The organism is Citromicrobium sp. JLT1363, assembly GCF_000186705.1.
Taxonomy (GTDB): Bacteria; Pseudomonadota; Alphaproteobacteria; order Sphingomonadales; family Sphingomonadaceae; genus Alteriqipengyuania.
In genome coordinates this window covers 88,753-110,648 of the sequence record NZ_AEUE01000008.1, presented here as the reverse complement: position 1 = coordinate 110,648, position 21,896 = coordinate 88,753, and the positions used below count along the sequence as shown (strand labels likewise).

At 64.0% G+C, this 21,896-nt stretch carries 18 protein-coding genes; 3 read left to right on the top strand and 15 right to left on the bottom strand.

Features of this window, described 5'->3' with window-relative positions:
• Positions 1-44: 44 nt before the first annotated feature.
• Both ADAD_RS16005 and ADAD_RS0113135 read right to left on the bottom strand, forming a co-directional pair.
• The gene (locus ADAD_RS16005; RefSeq protein ID WP_010414598.1) at positions 45-2,903 is read right to left on the bottom strand and encodes a TonB-dependent receptor domain-containing protein; all 2,859 of its coding nucleotides are present in this window, start codon (positions 2,901-2,903) and stop codon (positions 45-47) included.
• Positions 2,904-3,100: 197 nt separating this feature from the next.
• Entirely contained in the window at positions 3,101-3,586 is a 486-nt protein-coding gene (locus ADAD_RS0113135; RefSeq protein WP_010414596.1) for an Lrp/AsnC family transcriptional regulator, read from the bottom strand.
• Between the two features lie 190 nt (positions 3,587-3,776).
• Between ADAD_RS0113135 and ADAD_RS16695 the strand changes: the two genes are divergently transcribed.
• Both ADAD_RS16695 and ADAD_RS0113125 read left to right on the top strand, forming a co-directional pair.
• Positions 3,777-5,726: an isoaspartyl peptidase/L-asparaginase gene (locus ADAD_RS16695; protein ID WP_083825619.1), complete on the top strand. Its 1,950-nt coding sequence runs from the start codon at positions 3,777-3,779 to the stop codon at positions 5,724-5,726.
• Positions 5,727-5,732: 6 nt separating this feature from the next.
• Positions 5,733-6,962 carry a cystathionine gamma-synthase family protein gene (locus ADAD_RS0113125; RefSeq protein WP_010414591.1) on the top strand — a complete coding sequence of 410 codons (1,230 nt, stop codon included), beginning with the start codon at positions 5,733-5,735 and terminating at the stop codon, positions 6,960-6,962.
• A 63-nt stretch (positions 6,963-7,025) separates the two neighbouring features.
• Here ADAD_RS0113125 and ADAD_RS0113120 read toward each other — a convergent pair whose 3' ends face one another.
• From ADAD_RS0113120 to ADAD_RS0113095, 6 genes are all read right to left on the bottom strand, one after another.
• Complete coding sequence (locus ADAD_RS0113120; protein ID WP_010414590.1) at positions 7,026-7,337, bottom strand: P-II family nitrogen regulator; 312 nt, start codon at positions 7,335-7,337, stop codon at positions 7,026-7,028.
• Positions 7,334-8,296: a sodium-dependent bicarbonate transport family permease gene (locus ADAD_RS0113115; RefSeq protein WP_010414588.1), complete on the bottom strand. Its 963-nt coding sequence runs from the start codon at positions 8,294-8,296 to the stop codon at positions 7,334-7,336. Before ADAD_RS0113115 ends, ADAD_RS0113120 begins: the two co-directional genes overlap by 4 nt.
• A gap of 6 nt (positions 8,297-8,302) precedes the next feature.
• Positions 8,303-8,956, bottom strand: a complete 654-nt coding sequence (locus ADAD_RS0113110; protein WP_010414586.1) for a DUF2490 domain-containing protein — start codon at positions 8,954-8,956, stop codon at positions 8,303-8,305.
• Positions 8,957-8,959: 3 nt separating this feature from the next.
• Positions 8,960-9,691 (bottom strand): carbonic anhydrase, encoded by a 732-nt coding sequence (locus ADAD_RS0113105; protein WP_010414584.1) that lies wholly within the window; start codon positions 9,689-9,691, stop codon positions 8,960-8,962.
• 11 nt (positions 9,692-9,702) lie between these two features.
• Complete coding sequence (gene nhaA / locus ADAD_RS0113100; protein ID WP_010414582.1) at positions 9,703-10,938, bottom strand: Na+/H+ antiporter NhaA; 1,236 nt, start codon at positions 10,936-10,938, stop codon at positions 9,703-9,705.
• A 150-nt stretch (positions 10,939-11,088) separates the two neighbouring features.
• Complete coding sequence (locus tag ADAD_RS0113095; protein WP_010414580.1) at positions 11,089-11,295, bottom strand: YdcH family protein; 207 nt, start codon at positions 11,293-11,295, stop codon at positions 11,089-11,091.
• Between the two features lie 102 nt (positions 11,296-11,397).
• On the opposite strand from ADAD_RS0113095, the gene ADAD_RS0113090 reads away from it, so the two are divergent.
• Positions 11,398-12,294 (top strand): hydrogen peroxide-inducible genes activator, encoded by an 897-nt coding sequence (locus ADAD_RS0113090; protein WP_010414578.1) that lies wholly within the window; start codon positions 11,398-11,400, stop codon positions 12,292-12,294.
• A gap of 37 nt (positions 12,295-12,331) precedes the next feature.
• On the opposite strand, the gene ligD is transcribed toward ADAD_RS0113090, so the two are convergent.
• From ligD to acs, 7 genes are all read right to left on the bottom strand, one after another.
• On the bottom strand, positions 12,332-14,821 hold the full coding sequence (gene ligD / locus ADAD_RS0113085) for a DNA ligase D (protein ID WP_010414576.1): 2,490 nt from the start codon (positions 14,819-14,821) through the stop codon (positions 12,332-12,334).
• 3 nt (positions 14,822-14,824) lie between these two features.
• Positions 14,825-15,655: a non-homologous end joining protein Ku gene (ku, locus tag ADAD_RS0113080; protein WP_010414574.1), complete on the bottom strand. Its 831-nt coding sequence runs from the start codon at positions 15,653-15,655 to the stop codon at positions 14,825-14,827.
• Positions 15,656-15,719: 64 nt separating this feature from the next.
• On the bottom strand, positions 15,720-16,481 hold the full coding sequence (locus ADAD_RS0113075) for a peptidase (RefSeq protein WP_010414572.1): 762 nt from the start codon (positions 16,479-16,481) through the stop codon (positions 15,720-15,722).
• Positions 16,482-16,517: 36 nt separating this feature from the next.
• Entirely contained in the window at positions 16,518-17,318 is an 801-nt protein-coding gene (locus ADAD_RS0113070; RefSeq protein ID WP_010414569.1) for a transglutaminase family protein, read from the bottom strand.
• Positions 17,315-18,262, bottom strand: coding sequence for an alpha-E domain-containing protein (locus tag ADAD_RS0113065; protein ID WP_010414566.1), 948 nt, complete (start codon positions 18,260-18,262; stop codon positions 17,315-17,317). Before ADAD_RS0113065 ends, ADAD_RS0113070 begins: the two co-directional genes overlap by 4 nt.
• 32 nt (positions 18,263-18,294) lie before the next feature.
• Positions 18,295-19,719: a circularly permuted type 2 ATP-grasp protein gene (locus tag ADAD_RS0113060; RefSeq protein WP_010414564.1), complete on the bottom strand. Its 1,425-nt coding sequence runs from the start codon at positions 19,717-19,719 to the stop codon at positions 18,295-18,297.
• Between the two features lie 114 nt (positions 19,720-19,833).
• Complete coding sequence (gene acs, locus ADAD_RS0113055; RefSeq protein ID WP_010414561.1) at positions 19,834-21,756, bottom strand: acetate--CoA ligase; 1,923 nt, start codon at positions 21,754-21,756, stop codon at positions 19,834-19,836.
• Positions 21,757-21,896 lie beyond the last annotated feature (140 nt).

Genomic DNA, 21,896 nt, shown 5'->3' with positions numbered 1-21,896 from the left:
GCCGGTCAAGCTTGGCGATGGTCAGAACCTTGCTTCCCCGCCGATCACTTGAACCAGAAGGTTGCGGAGAAGTAGAACTCCCGACCCACGCTGTTGTACCACGAGCTATTGTAATACGGGTAAGAGGCGTGCGTCGGGTCCTTCACCGGGTCGCTATCGAGCAGGTTATTGATCCAGAAGTTCAGCCGGATGTTCTCGGTCGCCCAGTATTGCGTGGACAGGTTGTACCATACGCTGCTGTCGATCCGCCCATCCCAGTTCCAGTTGGTCAGCTCCCCGGTATAAAGCGCGGTCAAGGAAATCTTGAACTCGTCCGTGCTGAGCGTGGCCCATGCCTTGCCCTTCTCGCGAGCGACGCCGTAACCCTCGGATACATCGAACTTGTCGATCACCGGGTCGCCCGGATATTGCAGCAGCGTGTGGTTCAGTACGTAGGTGAACGATCCGCCAAGCGACAGATCCCAGTCCCCGGCCACGGTGAACCACCCATCGGCAGAGAAATCGAGCCCGTCGGTGACCTGCTGGGCGGTGTTCACCGGCAGCACATCGATGAGCCTGATGTCACCCGCCAGCGGGCCGCTATCGTACCGCTCCACCCGCGCCAGTGCATCCTGACAGGTCGGCGAATTCACATCGACCGACGTGCCATCGAACGTCGTACCCAGCCGGCAGGCCGCCTCGTCGCGCAGAAGGAGATCGGTGCTGAGGTTGAGCACTTCGTCGTTCAGCTCGACCCGGAAATAATCGGCCGAGAACTGCCAGCGCGAACTGGGCGCCCACACGATGCCCGCGGTGATCGACTCCGCGGTTTCGGGCAGCAGGTCGGGATTGCCGCCCCTGCGGCCCACGAAATTCGACCAATCGGAATAGATACAATCGTTGGCGCTCGCCGAAGCATCGTCGAGACGGCAATTGTAATAATCTGCGCCCGAAGAGTTCACCGTGCCCTGCCCACGATAGACGTAGTGCAGGTCCGGCGCGCGGAAACCGGTGCCCATTGCGCCGCGCAGCAGCAGGGTATCGGTCGGGCGCAGTTCTGCGCCAAGGTTGTAGGTGAACTGGCCGAAGTCATTGTCGGCATACTTGTACCGGTCGTACCGCCCGGCTCCGGTCAGCTGGAGGAAATCGAACACGGGCACCCTGACTTCCGCGCCCACACCCCAGTGATCGCGCTTCCCTTCGCCGTCGGAATCCTGAATGCCGACGTAATACTGCGTCAGCGCTTTGGGATCGGGATTGATCTCGTACCCTGCATCGCCGATTTCTGCCACGGCTGCGAAACCAACCGGACCAGCGGGAAGCCGGAAGATTTCCGCAGTGCTCACGGTTGCCTGGAAATTGTTGACCCAGGTCTTGGGATTATAGACCGTATCGGCAGAAATGCTTGCGTATTCCGCAGGCGTCAGCGCGGTGAACAGCCGCGAAGGATCGGCATCGAAGCGCTGATATCCGCTGGTGTTGGTCGGATCGTCGACCGGCTGGCCGAGGAAGAAGTCATTGGCCGCGTCGATGACGATCTCGGGCCATGAGATGCGCGAACGGTATTCGGCGTGGTTGTAGTAAACCTCGTAGTTCCATTCCTCGCCCAGCCCGGGGTCGAACGTCCCCTTGATGCCGGGAGTGATATTGAAGGTGTAGGAACGGGCCTTGATCATCGCATTTTCGAAGCCGCCGGTTTCTTCCGGGGTGAAAATGCGCTGCCAGTAATCGAGCCCGTCGTCCCAGTAGGAATTGGTGACGTCGATATAGTCGGGATTGTAGAACAGGCCCGATTCATCCCCGTCGGGCGCCTGATAGTACCAGGTCTTGAAACCGTTCAGCACCTGCCGTTCGACGTAGCCGAACTGCGCGTCGAGGAAGAGGTCGACGCTGTCGCTCACCTCGTAGCCGGAGGAGCTGTAAACATTGAACTGGTCCCAGCCCGATGTGATCGCGCCGTAGCCCCAGGCCTCCTGGCTGCCGCAGAAATACCCCGGCGTGGTGGCATAGCTCGGATATTCGAAGCCGTAGCCCTCGCGGCTGGCGTAGTAGGTCGAGCCCTGGTTGGTGAAAGAGAGCGAGTCGCACGTCGCCTGGCCCGGATCTATGTAATAGCCGTCGGAATCCGTGCGCAGGAAGTTGCGATAGGCGAGATCCGAGGTGGGGTTGTCCAGACCGGAATCCTGAATGTCCCGCTCGAAACCGAACAGCTGCTCCTGGTGGCTGTATTGGGCCCCTATCAGCGTATAGAACCGGTCGGTCTCGAAGCCGGTCGTCAGGGACAGCCGGTAGGATTCGCCGCCGCCGCGGCCCGTCAATCCGACGCGGGCATCGATCCGGGTGTATTCGACTTCCTCGTTGAGCTTGAAGTTGACCACACCGGAGATTGCGTCCGAGCCATAGATGGCGGAAGCCGCCCCGCTCAGCACCTCGACCGAGTCGATGAAACCTGCCGGGATGCTCGAGATATCGGCGACATTGCTGTTGCCGCCATAGGGCATGGGGAAGTTGGCGATCCGGCGCCCGTTGACCAGGACCAGCGTGTGGTTCGGCCCGAGCCCGCGCAGATCGACCTGCTGCGCGCCCGGCGTGAAAGTGTTGGCACCGTAATCCTGCGCGGTCTGGGTCTCACCGTTATTCTGCGAGAGCGAGGCGAGAATCTCGGGCACGTCCGCGTAGCCCTGCTCCAGAATATCGTCCGAAGTGATCGTCACGACAGGCGCCGGGCCTTCCTGCTCGATCCGTGGGATGCGGGACCCGACGACGGTTATCGTGTCCGATTCGGTGGCCGTCGTATCCTGAGAATTCTCATCGGCCTCTTCGCTCGGGTCCGCCTCGCTGGCGGCAGGCACGTTTTGCGCGGCGGCGGCGGTGGCTAGAAGGCTGGTGCTGGCGAGCGCGACAGCGATTGAGATACGGCGCATGGTATTGTCCCCCCTCGGGCGGTGAACGCCCGCGAACATGTTGACTTCGCCAATCCGGCGACCCCTCCCCGTGCGGCGGCATGCTTGTGTTCGCATGCGCAACGCATTGGACCTTGTGGGAAAACTATATCGCGCTCACCCGGCGACTTTTGCACAATGCGAGCGCGACGGCGACAAATTCTGTCGTGATAACCCTGTCAGATTGCAGATTGCGCCAAATCGTGAACGGGCAGCGCACCGTTGGTCTTCACCGCCGACATCACCACGCAGGTCTTGAAGGTCTTGGTGGGGTGGCGGTCGTAGAAGAATTCGCGCGTGAAGTCGTCGTACTCGTCCATGTCGCGCGCGACGATCGTCAGAATGAAATCCGCATCGCCCGTGATGTAGTAGCCGCTGGTGATCTGCGGCGTGTTGCGGATGTCCTGCTTGAAACGATCGATCACTCCGCGATCCTCGCGGTCCAGCGTCACCATCACCACGGCCATGATGGCGTAACCCAGCGCACGCGGCGACACCAAGGCCGCTTCGCGTTCGATGATACCGTCCGCACGCAACCGCTTGAGCCGTTTGAGCGCGGCGGTGGGCGACAATCCGCAGGCGGCCCCCAACTGCTCTGCCGTGAGATGGGCATCCTGCTGAACGGCCTCCAGCAGCCGCGCGTCTGCCGCGTCGATTTTCCTCAACTTGTCCTCCCAAGCCTCCTGAGCGACAGAATAAGTCCTATTCCGCCTCAATCGTACAGATATCGCCCTGTCTATCTGCGAAATTAGCGATGGTCGAATCGTTTGCACATCGCGGGGACGACGTGGGAGACAGCGGATCGTCTCGCCGTTTTCGCAAGGGGCAAAACGGCCAAGCTCGGAGGGTTCATTCATGCTTGCCAGATCATTCCTTGTCGTGGCGCTCGCCTCGCTGGCGCTGCTTCTGCCAGGCGCCTCCCAGGCAAAGGTGCAAACCGGGGACGGGTACACCTACTATGAGACCGGCGATCTGGCCGCGCCCACTCCGAAAACACCTGAACCCGGCCTGTTGCTGATCGGCGGATCGGATTGGAGCGAGCCCGCCTGGCGCTGGTTTGCGGGCAAGGCAGGCGAAGGCCATCTGGTGATCCTGCGCGCTTCGCAGGACGGCAGCGATGGCGAGTGGCTGATGGAGCACATCGGCGGGCTCGCCTCCGTGCAGACGCTCGTATTCTCCGATCGCGAGGCCGCGTTCGATCCGCGCGTCGCGGAAATTCTCGAACAGGCAGACGGCATTTTCATCGCCGGCGGCGACCAGTCGAAATATGTCCGCTTCTGGAAGGGTACGCCGGTTTCGGATGCGTTGAACGCGCATGTCGCGGCGGGGCGCCCGATCGGCGGCACCAGCGCAGGGCTCGCGATCCTGGGCGGCACGGGATACGGCGCGCTTGCGGAGGAAGCGGTCGACTCGCGCGAAGCCCTCGCCGATCCAAAGGGCCCGAAGGTCACGCTGGTCAGTGACTTCCTGGAGATGCCCTTCCTCGGGAACATCATCACCGACACCCATTTCACCGAACGCAATCGGCTGGGCCGGCTTGTGGCCTTCCTCGCCCAGGCCCGCGCAGCGCAGGGCGAGCAGACGATCGGTCTCGGCATCGACGAGGATACGGCGCTGACCGTCGAAGCCGACGGCACCGCACGACTCTATAGCACCAGCGAGGGAAATGCCTGGCTGGTCCAGCCTCTGGCGAAGCCGAGCTTCGGTGAATCGGGCGCACTGGATTGGGATGCCGTCCAGCTTATCGCCATCGGTCCCGAAACCCGGTTCGACATGGCCACCATGACGGTATCGGAACCAGCCTACATGACAACGATCCGGGTGACCGAAGGCAAGCTGTCGGAAGAACCGAAAGCCAAGCGCCGTGATTGGTCGCTGGCCATCCATGGCGGCTCCGGCGTGATCGAGCGCGGCGACCTGACGCCCGAGACGGAAGCCGCCTACCGCGCAAGCCTGCAGGCGGCACTGGCGGCGGGCTCCGCAGTTCTCGAAAACGGCGGCACCAGCCTCGACGCGGTCGAGGCGACGCTGCGCATCCTCGAAGACGATCCGCTGTTCAACGCCGGACGCGGCGCGGTGTTCGATGCCGAGGGCCGCAACCAGCTGGATGCCTCGATCATGGACGGAGCCACGCTGAATGCAGGCGCCGTGGCCGGTGTGAGCACCACGAAGCACCCGATCACGCTTGCCCGCTCGGTGCTGGATAAATCGCGCCATGTCCTGCTGTCGGGCGAAGGAGCGGACCAGTTCGCGCGGGAACAGGGCATCGAGCAGGTGGATCCGGCCTACTTCCGTACCGAGCGCCGCTGGCAGCAGATCCAGGAGTGGCGCAAGAACAACCTTTCCGCGCTCGCGCTCGACCCGACGCATCGCTTCGGCACGGTGGGCGCGGTGGCGCTGGACAGGGACGGCAACCTTGCGGCCGCCACCTCCACCGGCGGGCTGACCGGCAAGCGCTGGGGGCGGATCGGCGATTCCCCCATCATCGGTGCAGGCACCTATGCCGCCAACGGCAAGTGCGCGGTCTCCGGCACCGGCACGGGCGAATATTTCATCCGCGAAAGCGCCGGGCGGCAGGTGTGCGACCGCGTCGCCTGGAACGGCCAGACCATCGCGCAGGCCGCCGACGACACCATCGGCTCCATCGGAGCACTGGGCGGAGACGGCGGGCTGATCGCAATGGACGCGATGGGCCGGATCGCCTTCGCGATGAATACCGAAGGAATGTACCGGGGCGCGGCCAGCAGCGAACACCCGGCGGAAGAGGCGATTTACGCCGACGAAACGCTGGCCAACGAGGACTGAACGAAAATGGCCGACTACACGCCCTCCCACGCGTCGCCGGACGGTGCGGACCGCATGGCGATCACCAACCAGCATCCTTCGACCATCGCCGTCTGGGGGGGTGAGGAAAAGCCGCTTGCCTTCGGCGCAGCGCAGGTGCCGATCGTGCAAAGCGCACCCTTCGCCTACGAGGATATGGACGAATGGGCCGCCGTCGCGCTGGGCCAGGCCGAAGGCTACATCTATTCGCGCAACACCAATCCGACGGTGGGCGTGTTCGAGGAGAAGTGCCGGATTCTCGAAGGCGGAGAGAAAGCCATCGCCTTCGCCAGCGGGATGGCCGCAATTTCAAACACGCTGCTCTCGCTGCTCTCACCCGGCGACCGGGTGGTGTCGATCAAGGATAGCTACGGCGGCACAAGCCGGCTGTTCATGGATACGCTACCGCGCATGCAGATCGAGGTCGATCTGGTGGAAACCAGCGATGCCGACGCAATCGATGCGGCCATCGCGAAGGGCTGCGAACTGGTCTATCTCGAAACGCCGACCAACCCGACGCTCAAGATCATCGATCTCGACCGGGCGATCCGGGCAGCCAAGAAACGGGGCGCGATCGTGGTGGTCGACAACACCTTCGCCACACCGATCAACCAGCGCCCGTTGGAATTCGGCGCCGACCTCGTGCTGCACTCTGCTACCAAGTATCTCGGCGGGCACGATGATGCGATGGGCGGCGTGCTGATCGGGCGCGAAGACCTGGTGCGCACCGTGTACGAGCACCGCGAAATCTGCGGCGCAGTGCTGTCCGCCTTTTCCGCCTACCTGCTGCTGCGCGGGATGAAGACGCTCGACCTCAGGGTGAAGAAGCAGAACGAGACCGGCCTGGCCGTCGCCCGCTTCCTGAACCAGCACCCCAAGGTGGCCAGCGTGTTCTATCCGGGCCTCGAAACCCACGACAAGCACGATGTGGCCAAGCGTCAGATGTCCGGTTTCGGCGGCATGCTCAGCTTCTCGGTCGATGGCGATTTCGACGCGCTCAAGCGTTTTGTCGGCGGGCTGAAATACGTCCATCGCGCGGCCAGCCTCGGTTCGGTCAACACGCTGATCGGCCCGCCCTCCGTCACCAGCCATGTGGAATGCACGGCAGAACAGCGCGCGGAACTGGGCATCTCGGAGACGCTGCTACGCTATTCCTGCGGGGTGGAGGACGCGGAGGATCTGATCGCGCAGCTGGACGAGGGGCTGAAGGCGGTCTGACCGCGCTTTAGTTTCGCCCGCCAGGCAGGGACCGGGCTCCGCGGTATCGTGATCGTCTCAGGCTCAGAACCGGTCGGGTCGGATCACGTCCACGTTAGAGCGCAGCACCACCAGGCCGTGCGTTTCGAGAAGCGGTGTGAGTGCCTCCAGAAACGCATCCGCGCGCTCCTGGTTGGCGACGGTCAGGAAGACATACTTAGCGGTCGCGCCGCTGATGAGGTCTTCCGACCATTCGCCGTGGCGCCCCCGCCCGCTTTCGGTTCGGATCAGCGTGTGGCCGGTTATCCCCGCGTCTTCGGCCAGCCTTGCCAATCGCGGTGCAAGCGGTGCGTCCACCAGCACTTCGATGCGCGTTCGTGTCGTCGTCTCGATCATGCCACGGCTCCCAGGGTCTCGGCCATCCAGCGGAACAGCGGTATGCCGAGCACGATGTTGAAGGGGAAGGTCACGCCCAGCGACATGGCGAGGTAGAGCCCCGCATCGGCCTGCGGCAGGGATAGCCGCATCGCAGCAGGCACTGCGATATAGGACGCGCTCGCCCCAAGGATGCCGAGCGCGGCGGCAGACGGCGCATCGAGCCCGATCAGCGTGCCCGTCACCACGCCAAGCGTGCCGTTCACTATCGGGAAGATAACGGCCAGCAGCGCCAGCCTTGCGGTGAGCGCGCGCGTCTTGAGGATGCGGCGCATGGCGATCAGCCCCATGTCGAGCAGGAACAGGCACAGCACGCCGGTAAAGCCTGCACGAAACAGCGGGGAAACCGGCTCGAACCCGTCTTCCCCGATGACCATGCCGATCACGAAACTGCCCAGAAGCAGCACGACCGACCCGTTGAACAGCACCTCCCTCAGCAATTCGGGCGACATGAGCTTGCCGCCCTCGCGCCGCGCGATGAACAGGCCGGAAAGGATGGCTGGGGTTTCCATCATCGCCAGCACCGCGACCATGAACCCCGCGATCACGAAGCCGCTGTCGCCGTAAACCTGGCTCGCCGTGACGAAGGTGACGACGCTGACCGATCCGTAGTGCGCGGCCACCGCGCCCGTGTTCGTCCGGTCGAGCCCGCCGATGCGCGAGAGCACCGGCGCGACCAGGAAGGGTATGGCCGCGCTCAGCACAAGCCCGGCGGCGAGCGCGGTGACGAGTTCGGCGCCGATCCCCGCCTTGGCGACCTCCACCCCGCCTTTCAGGCCGATAGCCGCCATGAGATACAGCGACATGCCCTTGGCGATCGTCTCGGGTACGGAAAGGTCCGATCGCGCGGCGGCGGCCAGCGCGCCGAGGACGAAGAACAGAACGGGCGCAGACAGCAGCGTGGCGGTGAGCTGGTCCATAAATACTCAGAACCTCTGTTCGAGGACGATCAGCGGTGCATGGCCGATGTCGTCCGGGGCATTGTCTTCGAAGTCTTGCTGGCGGAGATAGGACAGGCCGAGCGTCAGCGTGTCGCTGACCGCGTAATCGACGCCGATGGTCGTCCTGAGGCCGGTTATTCCGGTGTCACTGCCCACATTATTGCCGCGTAGGGTCCAGAAGAGTTCGGCATCCGCCCCTGCCGACCAGCGGCCATCGCCGGTCAGGTCCAGCCCGATGCCGACCCGCGGGCGCAGCCGCAGGCCCATGCGATCCGCCCCATCGACGAAGCGCTGCTCCAGCCGCAGCCGGGTCTTGAAGATACCGTGGCTGGTGGAGAGCTGCTGCATCGTGCGCACCTCGTCAGACCCGCCATCATTGACCCGGTACTCGAGCGCACCCGCGAGCGTCGCATCGCCGGCGATATCCTGCTTCAGCCATCCGCGGACGAAATAGGTGTCCACCCGCCCCTGCGCGCCGTCACGAAAGCGCTGGGCGGTCTCCAGCTCGAAGCCCGTATTCTCGTCCAGCTCGGTCTCGAACGAGGGGTTGAGCCACAGCTCGAACTGCTCGTCGCGCGCGTGTGCCGGGGATGCGAGGATGGCACCCCCGGCGACGATTGGCAGCAATGCCTTGTGCATGGATTATTCCGGCGCCACCAGCAGGCGACCATTACGGTCCTGGATGGAACGCGCCGTCGGCCCCAGCGCTCCGCGCAGCTTGGCGATCTGGTCCGCGCTCGCTTCGACCGGGACGTTCGCCACGTGCCAGTTGACCCCTTCGCTGCACGGCGGCGTCGTGAGCGAGCCCATGTAGCGATAGACCTCGATCGTTTCGGGCAGCATGTCGTCTATGTCTATCGACAGCGCGGTCCCATTGCCTTGCGCATGGGCGTCCAGCAGCTCTTCGATCGCGTCGTTCTCGTCCCCTTCGGTGAAGAAGACGCCCAGCACGCCCAGTTCACCCGCGCTCGTCGCGTGGACGAAGTGCGCGGTCATGGGATAGCGCTGGCCGTTCACCGCGTGCTCCGCCGGCGTGTGGAAGTGGACCTGCAACAGGTTGAAGGCCTTGGCCCCGCTCATCATGCCCTTGTTCTGGCCGGGATCGAAGTCGATCTGGACCTTCTCTTCACCCAGCGACAGTTTTCCGCTGGCCTCACCGAAATTGGTGGTCAGCTTGAGGGTGCCGATCGCGTCGGGATCGGTCAGATCGATGGGCGACTGCATCTTGCCGATATCGCAGGAGGCATACTGGGCATTGATCGCGCCCCAGGCTTCGGGTGTTTCCCCGTCACCGAAGGTCCAGTCCTTGCCCTGCGCCAGGGCAACGCTCGATATGCCGAGAGACAGGGCCGCAGCGATTGCAACATATTTCATCACGCTTTCTCCTAGCTTCTTGATTCAAACATCTGTGGTGGGTGGGAGCCGGTGGGCGCATCGTGAGTGGCCCGATCCGAGGGGGTCCGCGCACCTGTCAGCACGGCCATCCCGACGAGGGCGGAGATCAGCGAACCGGACAGAACACCCATCTTCACCGCATCGACCTGGGCGGGGTCGGCGAAGGCCAGGCCGCCGATGAACAGGCTCATGGTGAAGCCGATCCCGGCAAGACAGGACAGGCCGTAGATGTGGCGCCAGGTCACGCCTTCCGGCATCGTCGCGAAGCCGGCTTTCGCGGCAATCCAGCACGCGCCGAAGATGCCGATCTGCTTGCCCACGACCAGCCCTGCCGCGATGCCCAGAGAGAGCGGTGCGAGCAGCGCGTCGATTCCCGCCCCGGCGAAGGAGACACCGGCATTGGCGAACGCGAAGACCGGCAGGATCAGGAACGCCACCCATGGGTGCAGCGCATGCTCCAGCCGCTCCAGCGGGCGTTCCTCGCCGGTGGCGATGGGAACGAACATTGCGGTCAGCACGCCCGCCAGCGTTGCGTGGACGCCGGATTTCAGCACGCAGATCCACAGCAGGGCAGCGAGCAGGAAATAGGGAATGGTGCGCGCCACGCCCGCCCGGTTCAGCAGCAGCAGGCCCGCCGCGGGAAGCAGGGCGAGGCCCAGCGCACCCATGTTCATGTTCTCGGTATAGAACAGCGCGATGATCGCGATGGCGCCGATATCGTCGATGATGGCGATTGCCAGCAGCAGCGCCTTGAGCGCCACCGGCACCCGACTGCCGAGCAGGGCCAGCAGCCCGAGCGCGAAGGCAATGTCGGTGGCGGCAGGAATGGCCCAGCCGCGAATATTCTCCGGCGACCCGGCATTGATCGCGACGAAGACCAGCGCCGGGACGATCATTCCGCCCAGCGCGGCATAGACCGGCAGCGATGCCTGCTTCCAGCTGCGCAGCTGGCCGGTCACGATCTCGCGCTTCACCTCCAGCCCGATCAGGAAGAAGAACAGCGCCATCAAGCCGTCGTTGATCCACAACAGCAGCGGCTTGTCGATCGAGACCCAATCGCCCGCACCAAAGACGACCGGCGTGGCGAGGAAGCCCTGATACGCCCCCAGCAGAGGCGAGTTGGCGACGCCAAGCGCAATCGCGGCGGCGACGATCAACATGATGCCCCCCGCGCTCTCGCTGGCGATAAAGGCGCGCAGATTCCGGATAGCGGAAGATTGGGTCATAGAGCTTTCGTTATGAGGTGTGTCAGTCGGCAGCCCCGGGGGCGGGACAGGGCGACGCGAGCCAGGGTGCCCTGGAGCGCGAACGGGAACAGGCTGCCCGAGGAAGCGGTGGCCGGCAGGCCCGAGGGGGCCAGTCGCCCACCGCCTTGCTCAGCTCGTCAGGCCGCGGCCGTGATAGCGGTGCTGCAGCGCGGCGATCTTGTCCTTCAGGCGCAGCCGGCGGCGCTTGAGCACCTTGATGTCTTCCCGCGCGCCGGCCGTCTTGGTGGTGTCGATCCGCCGGTTAAGCGCGCGATGCTCGCGGACCAGCTTGTGCAGGTAGGGGATCGCGGTCCGCTCTTCGGGGGATGCCGTCATCGCTTTTCTCCATCATTCTATGGGAGTGATATGCGAGGCCGGCTCACGATAATCCAATTCGAATGCTTGCACGATATCGATAAGTTTCTCTAATAGGGCTCCATGCCGACCTTGCGCCAGATCGAGATTTTCGTGCGTCTCGCAGAGATGGAGAACATGGGCGAAGCCGCGATGGCGCTTGGCCTCACGCAGCCCGCGCTCAGCCAGCAGCTTCGGGCGCTGGAAGGTCGCCTAGGGCTGCGCCTTTTCGAACGCGTGCCCAGGGGAATGCAGCTCACGCCCAGCGGGCGGAACATCCTGGAGCCCGCCCGGGACGTCCTGCGGGCCAACCGGGATTTTCGAGACACGGCGGATCACGTTGCCGCCCGGCTGGCAGGCTCGATCCGCTTCGGCGTGACGCCGACCATCGGCCCGTACCTTATGCCCGGGGTCATCAAGGTGCTTCACCGCCGCCACCCGGACCTGCGCCTGTTCATCCGCGAGGGCATTCCCGCGCTTCAGCAGGCCGAGCTCGTGGCGGGCGAACTGGACATGATCCTCTCCCCGATGCCGGTACGCGGGCGCGGCCTGCATGTGGAACCGCTGTTTCGCGAACCCCTCAGAATCGTCGCCCCGCCAGACGATCCTCTGCTATCGCTGGACACTCTGAGCGAGGCCGACTTTTCCGGCAGGACCTTCCTGACACTCGATCACCGCCACCATTATCACCGCCAATTATCCGAAATCTGCGAGCAGCTGGGGGCCACGATCCTGGCCGATTACGAGGGCACCAGCCTCTATACCCTGCAGCAGATGGCCGGCTCAGGCGTCGGCCTCGCGATGCTGCCCGAACTCTACATCCGCTCGGAAGCCGGTGGGCTCGATGGCGTGCGGATCGCCGAACCGGCCGGCTGGGCCCAGTACCGCAGCGTGGCCGCAGCCTGGAGAGCGAACGCCGCCTTTGCAGGCCTTTACGCCGAGGTGGCGCAGGTGGTCGCAGAGGAGGGGCGGCTGGATTGAGGCAGGGACTGCGGCGCCGCGCATACCGCGCGAGGCGCTAGACGTCGGGCAGCCGCTGCTGCGCGAAGCCCCACCCGGCGAGCGACTTCGACTGCGCACGGTCGAGCAGGCGCTTGGCGTCGCCGATCGCAAAGCCGCGCGCGTTTTCCATGTCCTTCAGTTCGTTCCAGGCGACGGGCGCAGCCACCGGGGCGCCCTCCCGCGCGCGGGCAGAATAGGGCATTACGGCCGTGCTGCCGCGCTGATTGCGCAGCCAGTCGATGAATATCCGCCCTTCCCGCTTCGCCTTGCTCATCGTGGCGGTAAACCGGTCCGGCTCGGCCTGGGCCAGCGCCCTGGCGAAACGCTCTGCGAAACTCTTGTGCGCATCCCATGAATGGCCGGGGGTCAGCGGGACGACCACGTGCACGCCCTTCCCGCCGGTCACCATCGCAAAACTGGTGAGGCCGATGTCCGCCAGATGCTTGCGAAGATCGCCCGCAGCGTCGCGTACCTGCGCGAAATCAAGCCCTTCATCCGGGTCGAGATCGAACACCATCCGATCCGGTTTCTCGACCGCACCGGATCGGGCGCCCCAGCCGTGAAACTCGATCGTGCCCATCTGGACGCATTGCAGCAGGCCGCGCGCATCCTCGATAAATAGGTAATCCTCGGTCCCGCCGTCCTTCTCCTTGATGGGCACCGCTTTCACGCCATCACCGAAGCCGCCGTTGTCATGTTTCTGGAAGAAACATTTCTTCGCGCGCCCCTGCGGGCAGCGCACGAGGCTGAGCGGGCGTTCGGCAGCGAAGGCGAGCATGATGGGCGCGACCACAGCATAGTAGTCCGCCAGATCGCCCTTGGTCTGGCCGCTGTCGGGGAAGATCACCCGGTCGCGGCTGGAGATTTCCACATCCCCTTTGGCCTCGGGCGCAGGCGTCTTGCGCTCGTCCTGCACATCGCCTGCGTCCTTGTCCTGCCGCAGGCCGAGAAAACTGCCGTGGCGCACGCGCCCCTCGCTGGTGAGTTCGGCAAAGGCGATCTCGGCCACGAGCTTGGGCGTAACCCAGTGCACCTTGCGCGCGTCCGCCTTGGGCACGTCGAGCGGAGGCGTCTTGCGCGCCAGCCTGTCGAGCTTGCCGGAGAGGCGATCGAGATCGTCGCTGTCGAACCCCGTCCCCACCTTGCCCCGATAGACCAGATCGTCGCCATCTCTGGTCGCCAGAAGCAGCGAGGCGAAGGGGCGCGCCTTGGCCGAGCTTTCGGACCAGCCGACCACGATGAATTCCTGTCGCTGGACGCATTTGACCTTCACCCAGCTTTTGGTTCGGCTGTGGCGATAGGGCGCGTCCACCCCCTTCGAAATGATCCCTTCCTGCCCCGCGTCGCACATCCGCGCGTAGAGCTTCTCGCCCGCCCCGATCACGTGATCGGCAAGATGGATGGGCGGCCGTGCATCGCGCAGCAGCGCTTCCAGCCGTTCCTTGCGCTCCATATTGCTTTGCCTGGTGAGGTCTGCGCCGTCGATTTCCAGAAGATCGAACGCAAAAAAGGCAAGTTTGTCCGCAGGGCCCTGCGAGCCATGTCCGCGCTTGAGCACGGATTGCAGCGTAGAGAAGTCGGGATTTCCGTCCTTGTCCAGCGCCACGATTTCGCCGTCGATCAGTGCAGGCGGCAGGTCGAGCGCCGCAATAGCTTCCACCAGGGGCCCGAACTTGTCCGTCCAGTCCTTCTGGTTGCGCGTCCATACCGTCACGTCATCGCCAGCGACGGCGATCAGCGCACGGTACCCGTCGAACTTGATCTCGTGCATCCAGCCATTTCCGCTCGGCACCTCGTCGACCAGCGTCGCAAGCTGAGGCTTGCGAAATTTCGGCGGCTTGCCGGGTTTGCCGCTGCGCCGCGCGTGCTTCATTTCGGCAAGGTCTTCGAGCGCCGCGTCCTCGCCGGTCGCATCCCCGGGTTCGCGCCCGGCGGCAATCTCGGCCATGGAGCGCCCGGTATCGATGCTGGTGAGCGCCTGTTCCACCAGCGCATCGCCTTCCTCGGCATAAGCGTCGTCCAGCTTGCGCAGCAGCCAGTTCTCGCGCTTCTCGCCCTTCTTGGGCTTCATGCGGATCAGCAGCCACTCGCCCTTCATCCGCTCTCCCTCCAGAACGAAATGCAGGTGGCCTTCCTCGATATCGTCGGCGCTCTTGCCTTCGATCGGGTGCCAGGTGCCGCGGTCCCACAGCATCACGGTGCCGCCGCCGTATTCGTCCGCCGGGATTGTCCCTTCGAAGGTTGCGTAGTCCATCGGATGATCCTCGGTCCGCACGGCGAGGCGCTTCACGTCCGGGTCGGGCGAAGGGCCCTTCGTGACCGCCCAGCTCTTGAGCACGCCATCGGCTTCCAGCCGCAGATCCCAGTGCAGCCGCGTCGCGTCATGCTTCTGGACCATGAAGATGCGGTCCTTGCCGCTCTTGCCAGCCTTTCCCGCAGGCTCCTTCGTGCGCGAGAAATCGCGCTTGGCGTTATATTCGGCGAGTGGATCCTTCTTGCCGGCCACGGCCTAGGCGCTCTTCTTCTTGCGAGAGGATTTCTTCGGTTTCTCCTCATCGACCGACTTCTTCAGAGCCGCCATCAGATCGATCACGTTGCCCGAACCATCGCCCGATGGCTCCTCGACATCCTCGAGGATCTTCTTGTCCCCTTTCGCCTTGGCCTTTTTGTCGATCAGCTTGCGCAGCGCCTCGGCATAGCGATCCTCGAACTCTCCGGCGTCGAATGGCGCGGTCTTCTTCTCGATCAGCGTGCTGGCCAGATCGAGCAGTTCGTCTTCTGGCTCGTCGTCCGAAATTCCGCCGAAGAACTTCTGCCCTTCGCGCACTTCGTCCGCATAGCGCAGGGTTTCCAGCAACATGCCCTTGCCGCAGGGCTTGATCGCCACGAGCTTTTCCTGCCCGCGCACCGACAGCTGCCCCAGCGCGGTCTTCTTCGCGGCCCGCAACGCCTCGCGCAGCACGATGAACGCCTCTTCGGCAAGATCGTCCTGCGGGACGACGTAATAGGGCTTTTCGAAATAGAGCGGGTCGATCTCGGAATGGTCGACGAACTGGACCAGCTCGAGTGTCTTCTTGCTCTCGATCTTGACCGCCTCGATCTCCTCGTCCTCGAGCAGGACGTAGTTGTTCTTCGAAAGCTCGTACCCGCGGATGATATCGTCGCGATCGACCGGCCCCACGCCCTCGACCACTTTTTCGTAGGAGATGCGCTTGCCCGACGGCTCGTGGATTTGCCGGAAGCTGATCTTCGCTCCGCTTTGCGAGGCGGAGTAGATTTCTACCGGGATCGAGACCAGCGCCAGCCTGATCTGCCCCTGCCAATATGCACGCGCGGCCATGGGCCCTCCTTGTCTAGGGGGCTCAACGAGCGAGGGCCGGATTTGGTTGCGCTTCTGCCCGACGCTATCGGGCGTCGCCCGTGTCGTTCCGTTCGAACTGGAAGGGTGGCAGCCGGTTGACGGCTTCGCGCAGAGACAGGCTCCACTGTTCCGATATCCGGCGGAAATAGGGGTCGTCCGCTTCGATCCGCTGCTGTTTGCCGACCCGATAGGCATCGCGCTCGTGGATCGAGAGGTCCAGCGGCAGGTCGACCGCCAGATTGGACCGGATGGTGGAATCGAAGGAGACCATCAGCAGGCGGATCGCATCCTCGAACGGCATGGCCGGGTCGAACGTGCGCACGATGATCGGGCGGCCATACTTCGTCTCACCGATCTGGAAGAAGGGCGAATCGTCGCCCGCCTCGATGAAATTGCCTTCGGGATAGATGAGGAACAGGCGCGGTTCGCTTCCCTTGATCTGCCCGCCGACGATCAGGCTGGCGGAAAAGGGCGAGGCAGCGGCCTGCTGCTTTTCGCCTTTCAGGTTTGCGATCACTTCGCGCAGCGTATTGCCCACGATGGTCGCCACCTGAAACATGGAGGGCGCCGAGAGGATCGAGGGATCACGCTCCGCCGGGGCCTTGCTGCGCTCGTCCAGCAGGCTGACCACGGCCTGCGTCGTGGCGAGGTTTCCCGAGGACAGCAGCGTGATGGCGCGTTCGCCCGGGTTCTCCCAATGGCGCATCTTGCGCACCTGCGAGACATCGTCGACGCCCGCATTGGTGCGGGTGTCGGACATGAAGATCAGGCCGCGGTCCAGCCGCATGCCAACGCAATAGGTCATTGAATTTATGTCTCGTGAAAGGTCAGTGCGACCGGTTTATTGCTCGACGCGAAGGGAAACAAGCACGCCCTCGTTGCTTCCCCCCATCCGCATGCCGCTGACGGGCGCCGCCTCGCGGAAATCGATGCCGGTGGCAATGCGAATATACCGCTCGTCGGGTGAATAGCCGTTCGAGATGTCGAACCCGACCCAGCCGAGCCCTTCGAAGAAAGCTTCCGCCCAGGCATGGCTCGCATCCTGCTCCACCCGGTCGTTCATCATCAGGTAGCCCGACACGTAGCGTGCAGGCAGGCCCATCAGACGCGCTGCGGAACAGAAGATATGCGCGTGGTCCTGGCACACGCCCGTGCCGCCGGCGATCGCCTCTTCCGCCGTGGTCCCCGAATGGGTGTTGCCGCCCTCGTAACCCACCGCATCGAGGATGGCCTCCGACAGGCGGTGCCCGGTCGAGACATCGCCGATATCGGCATCGGCCAGCTTGCCGACCAGTTCGCGCACACCCTCGCCCGCCTTCGTCAGATCGGACGAGCGCCTGAAATGCCACAGCGGCAGGAAGCCGCGATGCTTGCCCAGCACGCCATCGTTGTTCGTGTTCTCGACCAGTCCGACGCAGCGGATCGCTGTTTCGGTGGCACCGCGTTCTATCCCGATCAGGTCGACTGCATTGCCGTTGTGATCTTCGTAGTGGAGTTCGGGCGCGCCGCCTTCGATGGAGATCTTCCAGTCGAGAACCGACTGGCCCCGCGTATCCTTGGGCCGCAGGCGCACCTGCTGAAGGCCATAGGCGACCGGCGCATCGTAGCAATAGCGCGTCTCGTGCTCGATCCGCAGCCTCATGCCGTCACCTCGAACGAGTAATCTGCCGTAATCTGCTTGGCGAGCCGTGAGTTGCTGGCGAGAAAGTCCTCGATGTATTCGTGCAGGCCGTCATCGAAAATCATTTCCATCGACCGTCCGAGATAGTCGGTCCGGATGGAATCGGCCATTTCGCAGGCCTGCGTCCGGTTATCGTAGTCCTTCTCCAGATAGCCCAGATTATCGCAGATCTTGTTGTAGCAGAACGCGAGGCTGCGCGGCATCTGCTCGTGCAGGATAAGAAACTGCGCGATGTCGCGCGGATTGACCGTCGCGCCATGCAGCCAGGTGTAGGATCGCAGGGCGGAAACCGACCGCAGGATCGTCTCCCACTGCTTGATATCCAGCGTCGAGCCGACCTGGCTGATGGAAGGCAGGAGCAGGTAATATTTCACGTCGAGAATGCGCGCGGTGTTGTCCGCGCGTTCGACAAAGGTGCCCAGCCGCAGGAAATTGTACCCGTCGTTGCGCAGCATCGTGCCGTTGGTGGCCCCGCGCACGAGCGCATTCTGTTGCCGGATGGTGGTCAGCGTATCGGGCAGATCAGCCTCGGGGATGCGGCCGGACAGCAGCTTGTCGAGCGTCATCCAGCTTTCGTTCGTGGCCTCCCACACCTCTCGCGTGAGGGCGATGCGCACCGCCCGCGCATTGTCGCGGGCCGCCTTCACCATGGAGATGATGCTGGCCGGATTGCTCCTGTCGCTCAGCAGATATTCCATGACCGTGGTGGACGTCGCCTCGCCATGACGCTGGCGGAAGCCCTGGAGCTGGCCCGTCGTGGTCAGCACGGATTCCCATTCCGAGCGCGAGGACCCGGCGCGGGTCAGCGCGATACGAAATCCTGCATCGAGCAGACGCGCGGTCGATTCCGCGCGTTCCAGGTAACGGAACATCCAGAACAGGCCGGAGGCGGTCTTACCGAGCATCGCGTGGCCCCCGAAAATATGTAGCAGAGCGATCAGTCATCGAGCACCCACGTATCCTTGGTGCCGCCGCCCTGGCTGGAATTCACCACCAGCGACCCCTCGTTCATCGCCACGCGGGTCAGGCCGCCGGGCACGATGTCGATCGAATTGGGCGCCATCAGCACGAAGGGCCGGAAATCCACGTGGCGCGGGGCGAGGCCCTGTTCGGTGTAGATCGGCACGGTCGACAGCGCCAGCGTGGGCTGCGCGATGTAGCCATCCGGCTTCGCCTTCAGCTTGGCGCGGAATTCCTCGATCTCGGCCTTGCTGGCGGCCGGCCCGATCAGCATGCCGTAGCCGCCCGATCCGTGAACCTCCTTCACCACCAGCTCTTCCAGCCGGTCGAGCACTTCGGCCAGCTGGTCAGGCTCGGAACAGCGCCAGGTCGGCACGTTCTGCAACAGCGGCCGCTCGCCAGTGTAGAACTCCACGATGTCGGGCATGTAACTATAGAGCGCCTTGTCGTCGGCGATCCCCGTGCCCGGCGCATTGGCGATGGTCACCCCGCCTGCGCGGTACACATCGTAGATGCCGGGCACGCCCAGCATCGAATCCGGATTGAAGTTGAGCGGATCGAGAAAATCGTCGTCGATCCGGCGGTAGATCACGTCGACCGGCTTGTAGCCTTGCGTGGTGCGCATGGCGACGCGCCCGTCGACCACGCGCAGGTCCGATCCCTCGATCAGCTCGGCACCCATCTGGTCGGCGATGAAGCTGTGTTCGAAATAGGCGGAGTTGTAGGTACCCGGCGTCAGCACCGCGACCGTCGGGCGGCCCATGCAGGCCGGCGGAGCGCAGGCCGAAAGCGAACGGCGCAGCCAGCTGGGATAGTCGCTCACCTCGCAGATCGGGATTTCCGCGAACAGCTCTGGGAACATCTGGAGCATGATCTCGCGGTTCTCGAGCATGTAGGAGACGCCGGACGGGGTCCGCGCATTGTCTTCCAGCACGTAGAACTCATCCGGCCCGGTCCGCACGATGTCGGTGCCGATGATGTGGGTGTAGATGCCGCCAGGCGGATCGAAGCCCATCATCTTTGGCAGGAAGGCGTCGTTATTGGCGATCAGGCTTTGCGGGATGCGCCCCGCCCGCAGGATTTCCTGCCGGTGGTAGATATCGTGCAGGAAGGCGTTGATCGCCCGCACGCGCTGCTCGATCCCCTTGGAGAGCTTGCGCCATTCATTGCCCGAAAGAACGCGCGGCACGACATCGAACGGGATCAGCCGCTCGTCCGCCTCGTCCTCGCCATAAACGTTGAAGGTGATGCCGATCTTGCGGAAGAAGTTCTCCGCCTGTTCGGACTTGCGGGAAACGCGATTTTCGGGCTGCCGATCGAGCCATTGGCGAAATGCCTGGTAGGCCGGACGAATATCTTCGCCGTTGCCTCCGCCCGATCCTAGCATTTCGTCGAAGCTCAATTCGGTCCCGGGCCTTCCTGATCTATCTTATGTCTTATTCACGGCCCCTCGACCGGCGATAAAGTCCTAACCGCCATCGCCCGGGATTTGTTCCGCAACGCAGCATTTCCCGCCTCATCCGTCAACCCGCCCTTCGATCAGGCGATCGACCAGCGACGGGTCGGCAAGCGTCGAGGTATCGCCCAGAGAGCCATGGTCGTTCTCCGCGATCTTGCGCAGGATGCGGCGCATGATCTTGCCGCTGCGTGTCTTGGGCAGATCGTCGGTGAAGTGGATCCGGTCGGGCGTGGCGACGGGGCCGATTTCCTTGCGGACCTGCTGGCGAAGTTCCGCCGCCAGATCGTCCGACCCCTCCAGCCCCGCATTCAGCGTGACATAGCAGTAGATGCCCTGCCCCTTGATGTCGTGCGGGAAGGCGACAACTGCGGCTTCGGACACTTTGGGGTGCAGCACCAGCGCGCTCTCCACCTCGGCGGTGCCCATCCGGTGGCCAGAGACGTTGATGACGTCGTCGACCCGGCCAGTGATGCGGTAGTATCCCTGCGCGTCGCGCTGGCACCCGTCGCTGGTAAAATACTTGCCCTTGTAGGTGCTGAAATAGGTCTGCACGAAGCGGTCGTGATCGCCGTAGATCGTGCGTGCCTGGCCCGGCCAGCTCGACGTAATGCACAGGTTGCCCTCTGCCGCGCCCTCCAGCATCTGCCCTTCGGCATCGACCAGCTGTGGCTGCACGCCGAAGAACGGCAAGCCCGCGCTGCCCGGCTTCATCGCGTGCGCGCCGGGTAGCGTGGTGAGCATCACGCCGCCCGTCTCGGTCTGCCACCAGGTATCCACCACGGGGCAGCGCCCCTCGCCCACGACGCGGTGATACCAGCGCCACGCCTCGGGATTGATGGGCTCTCCCACCGTCCCCAGCAGGCGCAGCGAGGAGCGATCGTGTGCAGTCACGAAATCATCCCCCTCGCGCATCAGCGCGCGGATCGCGGTCGGCGCGGTGTAGAAAATGCTGACCTTGTGCTTCTCGACCACCTGCCAGAACCGCCCGTGGTCGGGGTAGTTGGGCACGCCTTCGAAGATCACCTGGCTGGCGCCGTTCAGTAGCGGCCCGTAGGTGACGTAGCTGTGTCCGGTGATCCAGCCGATATCGGCAGAGCACCAGAAGATGTCGTCCGGCTGGTGGTCGAACACGTAGTGGAACGTGGTTGCGGTCCACACGCCATAGCCACCGGTCGTGTGGAGCAGGCCCTTCGGCTTTCCGGTCGAGCCGGAGGTGTAGAGGATGAACAGCGGGTCTTCCGCGTTCATCGGCTCGCACGGGCAGTCTTCATCGGAAGCGAGGTCTGCGTACCAGTGGTCGCGCCCGTCCTTCATCGCGACGTCGGCACCGGTATGCTTGACCACCAGCACGCCCTTCACCGGCGTATCGTGCTCGTCCACGGCGGCATCGACACTGACCTTGAGCGGGATCGGCTTGTTGCCACGCCGCCCTTCGTCGGCGGTGATCACGAACTCGCTGTCGCAATCGATGATCCGTCCGGCCAGCGCCTCGGGAGAGAAGCCGCCGAACACGACCGAATGGACCGCCCCGATCCGCGCGCAGGCGAGCATCGCGACCACGCCTTCGACCACCATCGGCATGTACAGCGTCACGCGCGCACCCCTGGTGACGCCCATCGCCTTGAGCGCATTGGCCATCCGCACGACCTCGGCATGCAATTGCGCGTAAGTGAGCGTGCGGACCTCGCCATCGGGATCGTTGGGCTCGAAGATCAGCGCCGTCTTGTCGGCCTTGTCGGCCAGGTGACGATCGACCGCGTTGTGGCACAGGTTGAGCGTACCATCGGCGAACCACGCGATCTCGACCGGGTCGTAGGACCATTCGCCGCCCTTTGTGGGCGGCGTAATCCAGTCGAGCCGCTGCGCATGCTCCAGCCAGAAAGCGTCCGGATCGGACAGCGAGCGGGCATAGGCCGCTTCGTAGTCTTGCGCGGTGCAATTGGTGACGGTGCTCTGCGGCGGCTGGACGAATTCGCTCATGCGCTTGGCTCTCCTTCCCAGGCTGTTCTTGTCGCAAGGAGCTAACCCATCTTCGGCCGCTTGGCGACCTGGCAAGCGAGAGCCCGGCCCGATCGGGGCTCCGATCAGAGGCCGACGCTGATCGATCAACGACATGCCAG

What these genes read in the sequence shown, in the direction of transcription:
- ADAD_RS16005 (WP_010414598.1), bottom strand. Translation starts at nt 2,903, where the DNA reads ATGCGCCGTATCTCAATCGCTGTCGCGCTCGCCAGCACCAGCCTTCTA.
- ADAD_RS16695 (WP_083825619.1), top strand. Translation starts at nt 3,777, where the DNA reads ATGCTTGCCAGATCATTCCTTGTCGTGGCGCTCGCCTCGCTGGCGCTG.
- ADAD_RS0113125 (WP_010414591.1), top strand. Translation starts at nt 5,733, where the DNA reads ATGGCCGACTACACGCCCTCCCACGCGTCGCCGGACGGTGCGGACCGC.
- ADAD_RS0113120 (WP_010414590.1), bottom strand. Translation starts at nt 7,337, where the DNA reads ATGATCGAGACGACGACACGAACGCGCATCGAAGTGCTGGTGGACGCA.
- ADAD_RS0113115 (WP_010414588.1), bottom strand. Translation starts at nt 8,296, where the DNA reads ATGGACCAGCTCACCGCCACGCTGCTGTCTGCGCCCGTTCTGTTCTTC.
- ADAD_RS0113110 (WP_010414586.1), bottom strand. Translation starts at nt 8,956, where the DNA reads ATGCACAAGGCATTGCTGCCAATCGTCGCCGGGGGTGCCATCCTCGCA.
- ADAD_RS0113105 (WP_010414584.1), bottom strand. Translation starts at nt 9,691, where the DNA reads ATGAAATATGTTGCAATCGCTGCGGCCCTGTCTCTCGGCATATCGAGC.
- nhaA (WP_010414582.1), bottom strand. Translation starts at nt 10,938, where the DNA reads ATGACCCAATCTTCCGCTATCCGGAATCTGCGCGCCTTTATCGCCAGC.
- ADAD_RS0113095 (WP_010414580.1), bottom strand. Translation starts at nt 11,295, where the DNA reads ATGACGGCATCCCCCGAAGAGCGGACCGCGATCCCCTACCTGCACAAG.
- ADAD_RS0113090 (WP_010414578.1), top strand. Translation starts at nt 11,398, where the DNA reads ATGCCGACCTTGCGCCAGATCGAGATTTTCGTGCGTCTCGCAGAGATG.
- ku (WP_010414574.1), bottom strand. Translation starts at nt 15,655, where the DNA reads ATGGCCGCGCGTGCATATTGGCAGGGGCAGATCAGGCTGGCGCTGGTC.
- ADAD_RS0113075 (WP_010414572.1), bottom strand. Translation starts at nt 16,481, where the DNA reads ATGACCTATTGCGTTGGCATGCGGCTGGACCGCGGCCTGATCTTCATG.
- ADAD_RS0113070 (WP_010414569.1), bottom strand. Translation starts at nt 17,318, where the DNA reads ATGAGGCTGCGGATCGAGCACGAGACGCGCTATTGCTACGATGCGCCG.
- ADAD_RS0113065 (WP_010414566.1), bottom strand. Translation starts at nt 18,262, where the DNA reads ATGCTCGGTAAGACCGCCTCCGGCCTGTTCTGGATGTTCCGTTACCTG.
- acs (WP_010414561.1), bottom strand. Translation starts at nt 21,756, where the DNA reads ATGAGCGAATTCGTCCAGCCGCCGCAGAGCACCGTCACCAATTGCACC.